The organism is Sphingomonas pollutisoli, from assembly GCF_029167165.1.
Taxonomy (GTDB): domain Bacteria; phylum Pseudomonadota; class Alphaproteobacteria; order Sphingomonadales; family Sphingomonadaceae; genus Sphingomonas; species Sphingomonas pollutisoli.
In genome coordinates this window covers 299295-315719 of sequence record NZ_JARFNJ010000003.1, presented here as the reverse complement: position 1 = coordinate 315719, position 16425 = coordinate 299295, and the positions used below count along the sequence as shown (strand labels likewise).

14 protein-coding genes are annotated in these 16425 nt (G+C 66.2%); 3 read left to right on the top strand and 11 right to left on the bottom strand.

The window, feature by feature from the left end:
* The first annotated feature begins 87 nt into the window (after positions 1-87).
* Positions 88-1014, top strand: a complete 927-nt coding sequence (locus tag PX554_RS07805; protein ID WP_275500454.1) for a DMT family transporter — start codon at positions 88-90, stop codon at positions 1012-1014.
* Positions 1015-1020: 6 nt separating this feature from the next.
* Here PX554_RS07805 and PX554_RS07800 read toward each other — a convergent pair whose 3' ends face one another.
* From PX554_RS07800 to PX554_RS07770, 7 genes are all read right to left on the bottom strand, one after another.
* A complete protein-coding gene (locus tag PX554_RS07800) occupies positions 1021-2061 on the bottom strand; it encodes a sensor histidine kinase (RefSeq protein WP_275500452.1) in 1041 nt (346 codons plus the stop codon).
* Complete coding sequence (locus tag PX554_RS07795) at positions 2061-2504, bottom strand: response regulator (RefSeq protein WP_093224796.1); 444 nt, start codon at positions 2502-2504, stop codon at positions 2061-2063. Before PX554_RS07795 ends, PX554_RS07800 begins: the two co-directional genes overlap by 1 nt.
* On the bottom strand, positions 2501-3961 hold the full coding sequence (locus tag PX554_RS07790) for a sensor histidine kinase (RefSeq protein WP_275500449.1): 1461 nt from the start codon (positions 3959-3961) through the stop codon (positions 2501-2503). The genes PX554_RS07795 and PX554_RS07790 overlap by 4 nt, the downstream gene beginning before the upstream one ends.
* 143 nt (positions 3962-4104) lie before the next feature.
* Complete coding sequence (locus tag PX554_RS07785) at positions 4105-4845, bottom strand: exonuclease domain-containing protein (RefSeq protein ID WP_275500446.1); 741 nt, start codon at positions 4843-4845, stop codon at positions 4105-4107.
* A 125-nt stretch (positions 4846-4970) separates the two neighbouring features.
* The gene (pgmG, locus tag PX554_RS07780) at positions 4971-6341 is read right to left on the bottom strand and encodes a phosphoglucomutase/phosphomannomutase PgmG (protein WP_275500445.1); all 1371 of its coding nucleotides are present in this window, start codon (positions 6339-6341) and stop codon (positions 4971-4973) included.
* A 10-nt stretch (positions 6342-6351) separates the two neighbouring features.
* Positions 6352-6606: a J domain-containing protein gene (locus PX554_RS07775; RefSeq protein WP_093224789.1), complete on the bottom strand. Its 255-nt coding sequence runs from the start codon at positions 6604-6606 to the stop codon at positions 6352-6354.
* Positions 6606-7400 (bottom strand): division plane positioning ATPase MipZ, encoded by a 795-nt coding sequence (locus PX554_RS07770; RefSeq protein ID WP_275500443.1) that lies wholly within the window; start codon positions 7398-7400, stop codon positions 6606-6608. Before PX554_RS07770 ends, PX554_RS07775 begins: the two co-directional genes overlap by 1 nt.
* Before the next feature lie 79 nt (positions 7401-7479).
* On the opposite strand from PX554_RS07770, the gene panC reads away from it, so the two are divergent.
* Entirely contained in the window at positions 7480-8331 is an 852-nt protein-coding gene (panC, locus tag PX554_RS07765; RefSeq protein ID WP_275500441.1) for a pantoate--beta-alanine ligase, read from the top strand.
* Positions 8332-8466: 135 nt separating this feature from the next.
* Here the strand turns inward: panC and topA are convergent, their stop codons facing one another.
* Positions 8467-11055 carry a type I DNA topoisomerase gene (topA, locus tag PX554_RS07760; RefSeq protein WP_275500438.1) on the bottom strand — a complete coding sequence of 863 codons (2589 nt, stop codon included), beginning with the start codon at positions 11053-11055 and terminating at the stop codon, positions 8467-8469.
* Positions 11056-11333: 278 nt separating this feature from the next.
* Here topA and rpsD point away from each other — a divergent pair, with 278 nt between their 5' ends.
* Positions 11334-11948: a 30S ribosomal protein S4 gene (rpsD, locus tag PX554_RS07755; RefSeq protein ID WP_093224782.1), complete on the top strand. Its 615-nt coding sequence runs from the start codon at positions 11334-11336 to the stop codon at positions 11946-11948.
* 176 nt (positions 11949-12124) lie between these two features.
* Here the strand turns inward: rpsD and PX554_RS07750 are convergent, their stop codons facing one another.
* The 3 genes from PX554_RS07750 to PX554_RS07740 all read right to left on the bottom strand — a co-directional run bounded on the left by PX554_RS07750 (position 12125) and on the right by PX554_RS07740 (position 16260).
* Positions 12125-14110 (bottom strand): alpha/beta hydrolase family protein, encoded by a 1986-nt coding sequence (locus PX554_RS07750; RefSeq protein WP_275500434.1) that lies wholly within the window; start codon positions 14108-14110, stop codon positions 12125-12127.
* A 144-nt stretch (positions 14111-14254) separates the two neighbouring features.
* Positions 14255-15394, bottom strand: a complete 1140-nt coding sequence (locus PX554_RS07745) for an aldose epimerase family protein (RefSeq protein WP_371128292.1) — start codon at positions 15392-15394, stop codon at positions 14255-14257.
* Between the two features lie 110 nt (positions 15395-15504).
* Positions 15505-16260, bottom strand: a complete 756-nt coding sequence (locus tag PX554_RS07740; RefSeq protein ID WP_256326243.1) for a FadR/GntR family transcriptional regulator — start codon at positions 16258-16260, stop codon at positions 15505-15507.
* Positions 16261-16425 lie beyond the last annotated feature (165 nt).

The window sequence follows — 16425 nt, the reverse complement described above, 5'->3', positions numbered from 1 at the left end:
GGCTATGCTGCGGTGCAGCGTCAACCGCAGGGGTTGCAAGCGCGCGGCCCGGTGCCGCAATCGTCACCGCGGTGGTAGCACGCGGTGGTGGCATCGACTCCGCTCCTGTGCGACGGTGCGGCGATGCTGCCCTTCCTGTTCCTCGCCCTCGCGGGCATCTTCTGGGGGCTCGGCTTCCCGTTTGGCAAGATCGCGCTGCACGAGATGGGGGCGGCGCATATGGTGCTGCTGCGCTTCGCGATCGCCGCGGTCGTCTCGCTGCCCTTCGCGCTGGCTTCGCGCGAGGCGCGCGCGCTGTTCCGCTCGGCGCCGGTCGTGATCGCCGGCATCTGCTATGGCGTCGCGTTCGTGGTGCAGTTCGAGGGGCTGGCGCACGTCACCGTCACGCTCGCCGCGTTGCTGGTCGGCGCGATGCCAGCGCTGATCGCAATCGCAGCGTTCCTGCTGCGCGAGCGGGTGAGTCGCGCATCGTGGATCGGCGTGGCCGCCGCGACGCTCGGCGCGGTGCTGATCGCCGGCAAGCCCGACGGCTCGGGCACGCCGTTCGGCATCGCGCTGTCGCTGATCGCGCTGTTGATCTTCCTCGCGTGGCTGCTCGCTTTGCGGCGGGCGCCCAAGACCGCGAGCGCGATGGCGGTGCCCGCCGTTACCGTTGTCATCGCCGCCCTGGCCGTGTTGCCGATCGCGCTGCTGCTGCACGGGGCACCGCCGCTGCGGATGTCGGCGGCGGCGTGGGCCGGGATCGCCGGTCAGGGCCTGCTTTCGACCTTCCTCGCCACGGTCGCGTGGAACATCGGCGCGAGCCGGGTCGGCAGCGCGGCCGCGGGCGTGTTCATCAACATCGAGCCGCTGGTCGGGTCGATCCTCGGCATCGGCTTCTTCGGCGATCCGGCGGGGGCGACGATCCTCGTCGGCGGCGCGATGATCATCGTCGGCAGTATCGTCACCGTCCTTGGCGAGCGGCCTGCCGACGGCGGCCTCGCGAACGCGGCGCACGGACTATCCACGGACTGATGGGGCCTACCCCAGCGCGGCGCGTAGCGTCGCGCGCACACCCCGGTGCCCGACATCATATTCGACGATCGTATGGAGGCTCTGCGCCATAGCCCGGATGAGCTTGGTGCCGACGCCCGTGCCGCGCGCCGGCGCGGCGACGTCCATGCCGACGCCATCATCCTCGACCGCGAGCTGGAACTGGTCACCATCGACCTGCGACAGCGCGATCCGCACCTCGCCGGCCTTGAGCGGATACGCATATTTGCACGCGTTGCTGACCAGCTCGGTGACGATCACGCCGAGCGAGACCGCACGGTCGGTCGCGAGACGAATCGGTTCGGCCGACAGGCTGAGCGTGCGCGGCTCGGCGTCGCTCGACCATGTCTCGCCGAGTTCGTCGACCAGCGCGCGCAGATATTCGCGCATATCGACCTGTTCGACGTCGTTGGTGGTGTAGAGCCGGCGGTGCACCTGCGCGATCGCGGTGATGCGGCGCTGCGTATCCTCCAGCGCGGCGCGCGCATTCTCGTCGGCGAGCGCGGTCGATTGCATCCGCACCATCGCCGAGACGATCTGCAGGCTGTTGGCGACGCGGTGGTTGACCTCGCGCAGCAATGCTTCGAGCCGCGCATTGCTCGCGCGCAGCATCTGCTCGGCGGCGTGCTTGTCGCGTTCCAGCTTGGCGCGTTCGAGCACCTGTGCGAACGCGGAGGCAAGCAGATCGAAGAAATCGGCGCCCACCGACTTCACGACGTAATCTGCTGCGCCGGCTTTCAGCGCGGCAACCGCGATGCGGCCTTCTTCCGAGCCGGTGACATAGACGACCGGCGGCGCATCGGGCAGCGCGGTCAGGTGTCCGAGCGTTTCCAGCCCGTCCATTCCGGGCATGTAATGGTCGACCGCGATCAGGTCGAACCGCTGTTCCCGCGCGAGCGCGACCCCCTCGGCGCCGCCTTCCGCCACCGTGACGACGAACCCGTGCCGCGCGAGCGACCGCGAGGCGAGGCGGCGCAGGCCAGCATCGTCATCGATGTAGAGCACATAGGTGGGCGGCGTGTCGGCCATCAGTTGCCTTCGATCTCCGGCACCTGGATCACCGACAGGAACAGGCCGAGCTGACGGATCGCCTGCGCGAAGCTCTCATAATTCACGGGCTTGGTGATGTAGACGTTGCAGCCGAGATCATAGCAGCGCTGGATCTCGACCTTGTCGTCGGTGGTGGTGAGCACAACCACCGGCGTGCGCTTGAGGGCTGGGGTGCTCTTGATCTTGGCGAGGATGGCGGTCCCGCTCATATCGGGCAGGTTCAGATCGAGCAGCACCAGGGCGGGGCCATTGTGGGCCGGGCCGTCGGCATGGTTGAACAAATAGTCGAGCGCGGTGGTGCCGTCGGTGAAATGGGTGATGTCGTTGAGGATGCCGGCACGACGGATGTTCTTCTCGATCAGGCGCGCGTGGCCTTCATCGTCCTCGATCATCACGATGCTGACGGAACGGTGGTCGTTCATGCGGGGTCTCGCTCGGTTCGAGTGGTCGGGGCTTCGACATAGGTGATGGGAAGGTTGATGCGGAAGGTCGAGCCGCGGCCCAGCTCGGACGCCACGTCGATAGTCCCGCCGAGCCGGTACGCCAAGGCGCGAACATGCGCGAGGCCGATGCCCTCGCCGGGTTGGTCTTGCTGGCCGGAGCGGCGGAACAGGTCGAAGATGCGGGCATGATCGGCAGGCGCGATGCCACGGCCATTGTCTTCGATCTCGAAGATCGCGCGCACGCCTTCGCGACGGCTGCGCACGATGATGCGGCCGGGCCGCTTGGGATCGAGATACTTGACCGCGTTCTCGATCAGGTTCGAGAAGATCTGCTCGAGCGCCAGACGATCGCTGACGATCGTGAGCATCGGCTGCGCGATCTCGAGCTCCGCACCGCGGTCGTCGAGCAGATGCTGCACGCTGGCCCGGACCGTCGCCGCCAACGCACCCGTGTCGAGCGGCTCGGGCGTGATCACCCGGCGGCCCTGGCGCGACAGCTTGAGGATCGCGTTGATGAGCCGGTCCATCTTCTGCGTCGACGTGCGGATGAAGCCGATCGCCTCGGGCAGATCCTCGCGCGCGGCCAGCCGCACCTCGTCGCTCAGGATCTCGGGGGCGTCCTGCTCGGCTCGGTCGATCAGCCCGGTGATCGTCGCGGTCGCCGCTTCCAGTTCGGCGGTGAAGCCCATCACGTTGACGAGTGGTGAGCGCAGATCGTGGCTGACGATATAGGCGAAGCGTTGCACCTCCTCGTTGGCGCGGGTCAGTTCGGTGGTGCGCTCGGCGACGAGATCCTCCAGCGAATCCGCGAAGTCGCGCAGCGTGTCGCGCGATTGGGCGAGGTCGCGCGTATAGCGTTGCACGGTCGTGATCGAGAGCAGCGCGACGATCATCAGCAACACGCCCGCCGCCGCGAGCACGCCGTAGAAAGCGCGCACGGTGTTGCGCTGCTCCATGTCACGAACGCCGAGCAATCGCGTTTCCTCATCGCCCATCGCGGCGAGGACGGCACGGATATGGTACATCCGACGCGCGCCCTTTTCGTTGAGGAAACTGGTGAGCGCGTCCGCCTTATCGCCCCGCGCGATCTGGCCGTTGGTGGAGGCGCGTTGCGCAAACAGCGCGCGCAGATAGGGCCGGAGTGTCGCGAGGTTCCGCCGCTGAACCGGATTGTCGCCGGTAAGCCTTGCGATCCGCGCGATTTCGGGCGCGGTCTGCAGCGCCGCCACGTCGTAATTATGCCGGTAATCAGAATCGCCGGTCAGCAGATAGCCACGCCGCGCCGTTTCGCCCTGTTCGATCAGCGTCTGCGTGTGCGCGATCGCGAGTTTGACCGTATAGGTGTGGTTGACCATGTCGGTATGCGCTTGGCTGCGCATCGTCGTCCACACCGCAGCTACGCCCGCCGCGAGCAGCGCGGCGAAACCGATACTCATACAGGTGATCAAAAGGCGGCCGATCGCACCTTCGCTTTCGCCGAATATTCGTAGCGCTCGCCGGATCATCGTGCGGGGTGGTAGAGGGCGTCGGCGCAAAACACCAGCCGCCCCACCTTGATGTGGATCAACATAGCAAACGCTTACAATAGTCGATCTTGCAACGTCTGCCGTCCGACGAAGCCGCCGCCCTGACGGCGCGCGAGTTCGGTCTCCGCCGTGAAACGCACGTCGATATCGCGGTCGCCGAGAAATTTGGCGAGCGATTCATCCTCGATCTCGTGCCATTCCTTGCCGCGATCGGGGCCGAAGCGCACGCGCGGCAGCAGGCCGGGCAGCCGCGACCATTCGAGCAACTGCTCGACACCGACCAGATTGATCATGTCGCGCAGATGGAACGCGGTCACATATGCGTCGGGGAAGGCGCGATGCGCGGGCAGGCCGCGTTCATGCTCGATGCCTTCGGGCTTGCGCCAATAGCGCAACACCTGATTGGAGAAGCTCGGCGCGTCGGGCCACAGCCGCATCGCGCATTTCCACGTGCAAATCCATTCAGCGCTACGGGTGAGCGCGGGCGTGCAGAATTGCTGCTCGAAATCGGCACGATGCGCGGCGAGCGCGAGCCGGCGCGGCCACGGATCGAGCGCCTGGCGCGCGACATCATGCCATATCGGCGCGTCCGCGACCTGCTCATCGAGGATATGGTGGATCGCCTGCGTGATCGGCGGCATCGATCGACCGGGGTTGACCAGCCTCGAACCGCCCTCGCCGACCAACTCCCAACGGCCGTCGGGGCCCTGCGCGACATCCTGCCAGCCGATCTCACAGACGCCGTGTGCGGGCGGGGCGGGGCCGGTGGTTTCAAGATCGACGACCCGGATCATCGGCGGGGGCGGGGGAGGGGGCATGCCACTTAGGTGGCGGCTCGAGCGGCGAAAAGCCAGTCCCTTAACTCTACCCTAATGCGCTCACGTCCGCGCCCGTTTTCGCTCGGCACGAGCGGGAGCGTTCATCCGGTCCGCGCGATGCCGCTCGCCGCGAGCTGTGCGTCGATCTGCGCGAGCAGCCGGTCGAGCGCGGCCTGGTCGCGCGCCTCGGCCCGCGCCACCAGCGCGCCTTGCGTGTTCGATGCGCGTAGCAGCCACCAGCCCTCCGCGGTATCGACACGCGCGCCGTCTGTGCGATCCACGGTGGCGCCGTCGGCGGCGAGGCGGTCGAGCACGTCCTCGACAACCGCGAATTTGCGCGCCTCATCCACCGGAAAGCGTAGCTCCGGCGTGTTCACCATTACTGGCATCGCGTCGCGCAAGGCGGCGAGCGAGCGCCCGGAGCGGTGGATCGCATCGATCAACCGCACTGCGGCGTAGTGCGCGTCGTCGACGCCATAAAAGTCTTGCCCGAAGAAGATATGCCCGGTCAGCTCGCCGGCGAGTGGCGCGCCGGTTTCGGCGAGCTTCGCCTTCATGTGGCTGTGGCCCGTCTTCCACATCAGCGGCACGCCGCCGAGATCGCGCACGCGATCAAACACGGTGCCACTCATCTTCACGTCGCCGATGATCGTCGCGCCCGGCAGGTCACGCAGTACCGGTTCGGCGAGCACGGCGAGAATCTGATCGCCCGCCAGGATGCGGCCCCGCGCGTCGATCGCGCCGATCCGGTCTCCGTCGCCGTCGAAAGCGAAACCGAAATCCAGACCTTCGCGCAGGACCAATGCTTTGAGATCGGCGAGATTCTCCGCCTCGGATGGGTCGGGATGATGGTTGGGAAAGCTGCCATCGACCGTGGTGAACAGCAGATGATGCTCGCCGAGCAGGCGTTGCACCAATCGCTCGATCACCGGGCCGGATGCGCCGTTGCCCGTATCCCAGCCGATCCGGTACGCGCCGCCCGAATGGCCCATCATCAGCCGATCGACATAGGCGTCGAGCACGTCCGCGTCGGAGACGGCTCCCGCGCCCTCGCTCCAGCCGCCTTCCCGCGCGAGCGTCGCGAGGTCTTGAAGTTCGGCCCCGAAGAAGGGTGCATGCCTCAGCACGAATTTGAAGCCGTTCTGATCGGCCGGATTGTGGCTGCCGGTGATCTGGATGCCGCCATCCACGCCGAGATGCGCCTCGGCGTAATAGAGCATCGGCGTCGGTCCCAAGCCGATCCGCACGACATCGACCCCGCCTGCCGTCAACCCCGCGACCAGCGCCGCTTCGAGCGCCGGTGAGGACAGCCGCCCGTCATAGCCGACCGCGATGCGGGAGCCGCCCGCCCGCCGCACGCGGGTCGCGAACCCGCGTCCGATCGCATGGGCATCGCTCTCGTGGAGCGTTGTCCCGACCACTCCGCGCACGTCGTATTCGCGCAGGATCGTCGGATCGAAACGGTGGCTCACGGGCGTGGCGTCACCGCTTGAGCAGCAGGTCGCGCGCCGCGTTGATCCGCCGCGCAAGCTCCGGCGAACCGCCGTCGCGATCGGGATGGACGGCGGAAACGAGGCGGCGGTGCGCGGCGCGGATCGTCTCGGCGTCGGCGGAGGCGCTCACGCCGAGGATCGCACGCGCCTCCCGCTCGTCGATCCGCGGCTTGGCGTTGGAACGGCGCAAGAAAAAATGCCATCCGGCTGCGAGCAACGCGGCCAGGAGCAGGAACTTCGTCATCAGGCGAACATCGGCACGGCCGGATCGGGCAAGGAAAGGGCGTTCATCATCTCGCGCAGCTCCTGCCGCGCGGCGACATGGCTCAGCCCCATCTCGCCGAACGCGCCCGAATCGAGCATAGTCAGCCCCTTTGGAAACAGCTCGCGGTAGATCACCCGCTCGCCGAGCCCCGGGATGATGCGGAAGCCGACGCGCTTGGAAAGCTGGTCGAGCGCTTCGGATACGCGCCGCATGTTGCGTGCCTCGATATGCTGGACGCGGTTGCGCAACACCACCCAGTCGATCGTCGCGCCATCGGTGCGGGCGCGCACCTTGCGCGCCTCCCAGATCAGCTCGGCATAGAAGCTCGGGCGGGTCACTTTGTAGGTGTCGGGATCGACCTGACCGATCAGATCGAAGTCGACGAAACTGTCGTTCATCGGCGTCACCAGCGTGTCGGCGCGCTGGGCCGCCATCCGTGCGAACGGATCGTCGCGACCGGGCGTATCGATGACGAGGAAATCGGCATTTTCGGACAAGGACGCGAACAAGTCCTCGAACTTCGCGTCGGTCTTGCCGTCATGCGTGGCATGGCGCGGCGTGATGAGTTCGCGCTCGGTGCGCTTCGCCGTTACGGCGCGATTGTCGAGATAGCGCCCGACGGTGCGCTGACGGTGGTCTAGATCGAACGCGGCGACACGGCCGCCCTTCATCGCCAGCGCGATGGCGACGTGGACCGCGGTGGTCGATTTCCCCGTGCCGCCCTTTTCGTTGGCGAAAACGATGATGTGCGGCTTTTTCCCGTCACCCGGCAATGTCTCAAATTCCTCTTATTGCCCGTTCGGGCTACCGCCCATAGAAGGCCCAGCCATTCTTACCGGAGGCTCGACGCCCGTGCAAACCATCCGTCAGATCGCGGCACTTCGCGATGCCGTCGCCGCCTTCCGCGCAGCGGGCGAGTCGATCGCGCTGGTGCCGACGATGGGCGCGCTCCACGCCGGCCATATCGCGCTGATCGAGGCGGCGAAGCGGCCGGGGCGGCGGATCGTCGCGTCGATCTTCGTCAACCCCCGCCAGTTCGGCGCGGGCGAGGATCTGTCGCGCTATCCGCGCCGCGAAGGCACCGATTCACAGATGCTCACCCGCGCCGGTTGCGACGTGCTCTGGGCGTCCACCGTCGAGGAGATGTATCCAGCCGGCTTCGCCACCAACATCTCGGTCTCCGGGGTCAGCGACGGTCTCGATGGCGCGGCGCGGCCTGGGCATTTCGACGGCGTCGCCACCGTCGTCACCAAGCTGTTCAACCAGGTCCGCCCCGATGTAGCCCTGTTCGGTGAAAAGGATTTCCAGCAGCTCGCGGTGATCCGCCGGCTGGTCGCCGATCTCGATTTCGGCATCGAGATCATCGGCGTTCCGACCCAGCGTGAGGATGACGGCTTGGCGCTGTCCTCACGCAACATCTATCTCGACGAGGCGGAACGTGCCCGCGCGGTCGCGCTTCCACGCGCGCTCGGCATCGCGGCGCGCGAGATCGGGCGAGGCGGCGACGTCGCGACGGCGATGGCGAGCGCACACGACATGCTGAACGCGGCGGGTTTCGCGATCGATTATGTCGCGCTGGTCGATGCCGAGACGCTGACCGAACATCCCGAGCCGGGCCGGCCGTTGCGGCTGCTCGCCGCCGCGCGGCTCGGCACCACGCGACTGATCGACAATGTCGCGGTGGAGATGCAGACGACCGCCTGATCGCGGCGATGCGCGCCCGCCAAACCTGATCTCGCCAGTCTAGCTACCCGTTCGTGCCGAGCGAATTCGAGGCACCTGCGCACGGCGCCATCCCTCCACTTCGCTCCGCACGACCGGTTCTGACGCGTTGGAACGTCAGACTTTCTTAGTCGCCTTGGGCGCCGCCTTCTTGGCGGGCGCCTTCGCAGCGGGCTTGGCGGCGGCCTTGGTCGCTGCCGGCTTCTTGGCCGCGGCCTTTTTGGCGGGCGCCTTCTTCTTGGGCTTGGCCGGCGCGGCGGCGGCGCGCGCGTCGATCAGTTGCGCGGCTTCCTCAAGCGTCAGCGCGTCCTTCTCGATCGACTTTGGCAGGGTCGCGTTGGTTTCGCCGTCGGTGACATAGGGGCCGTAGCGGCCCTCCATCAGCTTGATCTCGGCCTCGGTGCGCGGATGCTTGCCGAGAACCTTGAGCGGTTCGCGGGCGGCACCGCGTTGCGGTCGTCCGCCGCCCGCCGCTGCCTCAGCGAGCTTGACGACGGCAGCGTTCATGCCGGTCTCGAACACGTCGGCGGTCGAGGTCAGCCGGGCATATTTGCCGTCGTGCACCAGATACGGACCATAGCGCCCGATCGACGCGGTGATCGGCAGCCCGGTCTCGGGGTGCGTGCCGATCGTGCGCGGCAGCGAGAGCAGCTTTAGCGCCCATTCGAGATCGAGCTTGGGCACGTCCTTGGGAATCGACGCGCGCTTCGCCTCCTTGCCCTCGCCGAGCTGGATATATGGCCCAAACCGCCCCGACTTGCGCTCGACCGGCAGCCCGGTCTCGGGATCGTTGCCGAGAATCTCATTCTCGAGCGCGGCGCCATCCTCGGCCGCTCCGCCCTGGCCGAAGCGGCGGGTATATTTGCAGTCCGGGTAATTGGAGCACGCCACGAAGGCGCCGAACTTGCCGCCGCGCAGCGCGAGCTGCCCCTTGCCGCAGCTCGGGCACAGCCGCGGATCGCCGCCGTCCGCGCGTTCCGGGAACAGATAGGGCGCGAGGAACTTGTCGAGTTCGGCGGTCACCTCGGAGGGCTTTTGCTCCATCACCTCGGTGGTGCGTGGCTTGAAGTCCTTCCAGAACGCTTCGAGCACCGCCTGCCACTGCGCGCGCCCGCCGGAGACTTCGTCGAGTTCGTCCTCGAGGCCAGCGGTGAAATCATAGCCGACATAGCGTTCGAAGAAGCGTTCGAGGAACGCCGTCACCAGCCGGCCGCTCTCCTCGGCGAAGAAGCGGTTCTTCTCGGTGCGCACATAGGCGCGATCCTTGAGCGTCTTGATGATCGACGCATAGGTCGATGGCCGGCCGATGCCGAGTTCCTCGAGCCGCTTGACCAGGCTCGCCTCGGAGAAGCGCGGCGGCGGCTGGGTGAAATGCTGCTCGGCATCGACCGCCTTCTTGGCGGGCGCATCGCCTTCGCGCATGCGCGGCAGACGGCGGGCGTCCTCGTCCTGGCTGTCGTCGGTGCCTTCCTCGTACAGCGCGAGATAGCCGGGAAACAGCACGACCTGCCCGGTCGCGCGCAAGGCGGTGCGGCCAGTCCCTTCGGCGAGTTCGACCGTGGTGCACTCGAGCCGCGCCGACGCCATCTGACTGGCGAGCGCGCGCTTCCAGATCAGATCGTACAGGCGGGCATGATCGCCCGAGCCGGCGCGGTCCTTGCTGAAATCGGTCGGGCGGATCGCCTCGTGCGCTTCCTGCGCGTTCTTGGCCTTGGACGTGTACTGGCGCGGCTTGTCGGGCACATAATGCGCGTCATAGCGGTTAGCGATCGCGAGCCGCGCGGCCGAGATCGCGCTGCCGTCCATCTGCACGCCGTCGGTCCGCATATAGGTGATCGCGCCGTCCTCGTAGAGCCCTTGCGCGATCCGCATCGTGTGATCGGCCGAGAAGCCGAGTTTGCGCGCGGCCTCCTGCTGCAAGGTCGAGGTGGTGAACGGCGGTGGCGGGTTGCGCGTGGCGGGCTTGGTCTCGACCGTATCGACGGTGAACCGGCCCTGCTCGACATCGGCCTTGGCGCGCAGCGCGGTGCCTTCGTCGCCGATCGACAGCCGATCGAGCTTGTCGCCGTTCCAGCGGGTGAGCCGCGCGACGAACGGCGTGCCGTCGTGCTCCATCTGCGCGGTCACCGACCAATATTCCTGTGCGCGGAACGCCTCGATCTCGCGCTCGCGCTCGACGATCAGCCGCAGCGCGACCGACTGGACCCGGCCCGCCGACTTCGCACCGGGCAGCTTGCGCCACAGCACCGGCGAGAGCGTGAAGCCGACCAGATAATCGAGCGCGCGGCGCGCACGGTAGGCGTCGATCAGATCGGTATCGAGTTCGCGCGGGTGCTTCATCGCTTCGGTGACGGTCGCCTTGGTGATGGCGTTGAACGTCACGCGCTGCACGTCCTTGGGCAGCGCCTTGCGCCCGCGCAGCACCTCCTGCACGTGCCACGAAATCGCCTCGCCCTCGCGATCCGGGTCGGTCGCGAGGATCAAGCGGTCGGCGTGCTTGGCTTCGTCGGTGATCGCCTTGAGCTGCCGCGCCTTGTCGGCGTAATTTTCCCATTCCATCGCGAAGCCCGCGTCGGGATCGACCGAGCCGTCCTTGGGCGGCAGATCGCGGACATGGCCGTAGCTTGCCAGCACCCGGTAGTCGGAGCCGAGGTATTTCTCGATGGTTTTCGCCTTGGCGGGCGATTCGACGATGACGAGCTGCATGGCGTTGAGTCACATCCTTACGTGTACGCGCGAGGGTGGAAGGGGCGGCGGGGTGGCGTCAAGAGCGGCGCTCCCTTAGCGGCTGCGGCCGGCTTCGTCTCCGGATCGATTGGCTTGACTCGCACGCGCGCCCCCGCTAACGGCCCCCTTCGCATTTGGCCCCGCACCCCGGTGAAGCGGTGGCCCCGGCATCCGTGCCGGAGCGATTACCGGGATCTGATCGGCACCGCCCGCGTGGCGGCGCCGGTCTCGTTATTGGCATTTGCAAGGAAGAGAATATGTCGAAGCGCTCCAGCGCCAAGCACAAGATCGATCGCCGCATGGGCGAGAATATCTGGGGTCGCCCCAAGTCGCCTGTCAACAAGCGCGAATACGGTCCCGGTCAGCACGGCCAGCGCCGCAAGGGCAAGGTTTCGGATTACGGTCTGCAGCTTCGCGCCAAGCAGAAGCTCAAGGGCTATTACGGCGACGTCACCGAGAAGCAGTTCCGCGCTTGCTACACCGAAGCCGCGCGCATGAAGGGCGACACCAGCCAGAACCTGATCGGCCTGCTCGAGCAGCGCCTCGACATGATCGTCTATCGCGCCAAGTTCGCGCCGACGATCTTCGCCGCGCGCCAGCTCGTCTCGCACGGCCACGTCCGCGTCAACGGTGTGAAGTGCAACATCGCGTCGCGTCGCGTGTTCGCCGGCGAAGAGATCACGCTGGGCAGCAAGGCGCAGGAAATGGCGCTGGTGATGGAAGCGCAGACCCTGTCCGAGCGCGACATCCCTGATTATGTCGCGCCGGACGGCGCGGCGAAGGTGACCTTCACGCGCGTTCCGACACTCGACGAAGTGCCCTATCCGGTGAAGATGGAACCGAACCTGGTGGTCGAGTTCTACTCGCGCTGATCGAGATTTGGCGAAGCTAAATCGAGAAACGCACAGCGCGAGCGGCCGGCGGCGCCAAGGCGCCGACCGACGATGCGGGCTTCGCCCGCGTCGCGCTCCGAATCAAAAAAGGGCGGCCCGCGACGGCCGCCCTTTTTCGTGTCTTGCCTTCGCGTGGATCAAGCTTTCCGCGCCGCTCACGGCGCGGAGGGCAACACCAAGGTCGTACGCAGGAAGCCATCCATCTTGTCGAGCATGTCCGCCCGCACCGCATTGTCCTCGAGCTGATGGTCGAGCGCGGGATACTCCACATAGGTCACGGCTTTGTGCGCGCCCTTGAGACGGGATGCCATCAAGCGTGACTCGGCGACCGCCACGTTGCGATCGAGGTCGCCGTGGAACAGCAGCACCGGCGCCGTGAAGTGGTCGGCATGTTGGGCGGGCGAGCCGGCCTGGACATGCGGACCATGGCCGATTTGCGTGTCGACCAGCGAATAGTTGGTGAACTCGTGCCATTCCTCCCGGCGGCTTTCCAAATCCGTGACCGGTGCGACCGCGACGATCGCTTTGAACAGAGCAGGATCGAGAACCGCGGATTGCAATGCGGCATAGCCGCCGTACGACCAGCCGACCACCGCGAGCTTCGCCGGATCGGCGATGCCTTGTTTGATCAGCCAGCGCCCGCTGTCGTTCACGTCGCCGACGGCGACAGGCCAGGACTGGAAGCCGTTTTTCTCGAAGAAGGCGACGCCATAACCAGTCGATCCACGAAAATTGGGCTGGAGCACCGCATAGCCGCGGTTGGCGAAGAACTGCGCCAGCCAGTCGAAGCCCCATTCGTCCCGCGCATCCGGGCCGCCGTGCGGCATGACGATCGCGGGCAGCCCCTTGGCCGCCCCACCCGGCGGTAGTGTCAGATAGGCAGGGATCGTCGTGCCATCGGCGACAATCACGTTGACGGGCTTCACGCTTGCCAAAGGCGTCTTTGCCAGCGCCTGCCGCAACGGCAGCAGCTCCGCCAGTTTGCGGGTTGCCTTATCATAGAGGTAGTACCGCCCGGGATCGACATCGCTGCCGGCGAAGATCACCAGCTTGCTCTCGTCTCCGGTGGCATCGACGATGTTGACCAATGGAAGGCCTGGCAACGCCTTGGACAGCGAGGCGGACAGCTTGGCGAGTTCTGGATCGAAATATACGGTCTGACGCTTGTCGGTGGCGAAGCCGACACCGACCATGCGATTCTGCCGTCCCACCGACACGAGATCGTCGACATCGACATCGGGGCGTGCCAGCACCAGTTCGCGCTTGAGCGATCCATCAAGCGCCACCGAATACAGAGCGTTGCGACCGCCGACGGTGTCGAAGCCATATGCCACGTTCTTGTCGCGATCCACCGCGACCGGATCGAACCCGGTGCTGACACCGCCGGATTGCTTCACGGTGCTGAGCGGCTTCCACTGGCGGCTGTCTGGCGTGCGATAGAGGACATTGACCGTGTCCTTCATGTAACCGGTGTTCGTTTCACCCCGAACTTCCATGATCCGCACCGTGCCATGCCCGTCGCTGATATAGCCCTCGGCCCCGCGGCGCGGCGGCTCCACCATCGTATGCTTCAGAGTCACGGTGTCGATGCGGTCGACGCCAAGACCCTCTTGGGTAGAAGTAACGAGGCTGCCGGTCGTCGCTTCCGGGATGTAGGTGTGCGTCATCAGCACGCTGCCGTCGGCTTTGTCAGGCTGCCAGTCGATGATCTCGCCGCCGCCCAGCGAAAATCCGAGCGTGCGGTCGTTCGTGCGCGCGCTCAGCATAGTCGAGCGCTTGCCATCGGCATCAAGAGCGAAGATGCGCGAGAAGGGTAAAATGCGCTGGCGGCTGTCCGTAACCACCATATAGATCGCGCATGTCAGCCGCGTATCGGTGGTCCAATGACAGGATTGCAGTCGGTCCGGATTACCGGAAGATGCGGTGATCGCCTTCAGTTCGCCGGTCGCCACGGTCGCGATTATTACGGTATCGCCGCGCGTGCCGGTCGGCGCGATATACGCGATCCGCTTGCCGTCGGGTGATATGCTGATCTGGCGGACATCCTCGCGCGCGCCGAAACGCAGTGCCGCATCGCTCGCCGCCCCGGCTTGCGACGCGGTTGATAGCAGCGCCAAGCCGGCCCAATACGCGTATTTCATATCGCCCCCTGAATGTCCCCATCGCGAAATTAGCCTTGGCGATGAAGGGCGTAAAGCGGGGCTGTATGTGCTTCGATAGCAAACGGGCCACCTGCTCGATCAAGCAGATCGCCCGTTTTCACGTGGAACATGGGAGCGGCGAGATCAGCGCCGCGCGACCGACAGCTTGAAGATCATCTCGCTATGGTACGGCTTGCCCGGATCGACCCGCGCCGAGACGAAATCGGGATGGTTGGGCGAGTCCGGGAACTTCTGCGGTTCGAGCGAGACCGAATCGCCCATCCGGTACACGTGCCCACCCTTGCCGACGAAGGTGCCGTCGAGGAAGTTGCCGGTGTAGAATTGCACGCCCGGTTCGGTGCTCAGAATCTCGAGGACTCGGCCCGAGGCGGGATCTTCCAGTCGCGCGGCGAGCTGGGGTGTCGCGGTCAAACCCTTGTCGAGCGCGAAATTGTGATCGTAGCCCTGGCCGAAGCGAATCTGTTCATCGCGCCCGTCGCGAATGCCATCGGCGATCACACGCGGTTTGCGGAAATCGAAAACGGTGCCGGCGACCGGACGGCGTTCGCCGGTCGGGATCAGGTGCGCATCGACGGGCGTATAGGTCTGCGCGGGAATCACCAGCGTGTGGAAGGTCGCACCAGCCGGCGCGCCTTCGCCGGCGAGATTGAAGAAGCTGTGGTTGGTGATGTTGACGACGGTCGGCTTGGTGGTCTTGGCGTCATAGCTGACCTTCAGCGCGCCGCTTTCGTCGAGCGCGTAGGTCACCGTCACGTCGAGCGCGCCGGGATAGCCAGCGTCGCCATCGGGGCTCGAATAGGCGAGCACCACCGATGCGACAGGGCCGGACTTGACCGAAACGATCTTCCAGAGCTGCTTGTCGAAGCCCTTGCCGCCGCCGTGCAACGAATTGACCTTGTCGTTGAGCGGCAATTGATACGTCTTGCCATCAAGCGTGAATCGGCCGCCGGCGATGCGGTTCGCATAGCGGCCGATGGTGGCACCGAAATAATTCGGATGGCTCTGGTACGTCGCGGCGTCATCATAGCCGAGCGCGACATCGGCGAGCTTGCCGTCCCGGTCGGGCGCGATCAGCGACTGGAGCGTCGCGCCATAGGTGAGGATGCGCGCGGAAACGCCGCGACCGTTCGAGAGCGTGATCGCCTCGATCGTCGAGCCGTCGCTGAGCTTGCCGGCCGCTTCGCGTTTTGCCTCCGCCGCGTTGGCCGCGTACGGCGTGAGAGCGGTAGCGGCGGCCAGTGCCACCACGCCGACGCGCATCATCTTCAGCATCCTCTGTGTTCCCTCATAGCGCGCCTGAAAAGCGCGGCGCCGTTTGCATGCGGCTTATAGTCGGACCAAAATTGTCAGGGCAAGGCTTTGATCGTGGACGATTAGACGGGGGCGCCCATCGCGCTGGCGGTATCCTGAAGCGCGAGATCGACCAGCACGCGCATCGCCGCGCTGGCGCCGGCCGCATCCCCGGCCGCAATGGCTTCGTAGACGCGAGCATGGTCGGGGATCGGATTGCGAGGCAAGGCGCGCGCGCGCTGCTTGTACTGCGTGGTCCAGCTCACCGCCGCGCCGATGCTCGCCGCCAGCACCATCATCGCGTCGTTGCGGGTTGCACGCAGGATCGCATCGTGGAAGTCGCGGTCGGCGATCCGGCCCGCCTCGGTAGCGAGCGAATGGCGGCGCATCTGGGCGAGCGCCTCCTTGAGGACGCGCAGGTCTTCGCGGTCGCGCCGTTCGGCGGCGAAGCCGGCGGCGGCAGGTTCGACGACGGCGCGCAATTCGAACAGGTTGCGGACGAATTGTGCGTCAGGCTCGCCCGCGAACGCCCAGGTCAGCACGTCGGGATCGAGCAGATTCCAGCGCGCGCGGGGCAGCACGCGCGTTCCCGCCTTGGGCCGGCTCTCGACGAGTCCCTTGGCGGCGAGCGCGCGGATCGCCTCCCGGTAGGCCCCGCGCGACACATCGAGCGCCTCGGAGAAATCCACTTCGCTCGACAGGATATCACCGGGCGCATAGGTGCCCGAAACGATCGCCACGCCGATCTTGTGCGCGATCGACCCGTGCAGCCGCCGCCCAGTTCCGCGCGGCGTCCGCTCCATCGCCATGCCTTCGACGTCCTCGCCGTGTTCGGTCATCCTCGTCTCCTTGCGAAGCCGTAACAGCCGTTTCGGCTTTGCAAAACGAAAGATTGCGTTTCGCCGCTTGCGGAAATAAGTAGGAGTAATTGGATGGCCGTGCGAACGGGCTGAAAAGGCACGGTGTTTGCCCGTGACGAGAGAGAGGATGGATCGCATGGCCCT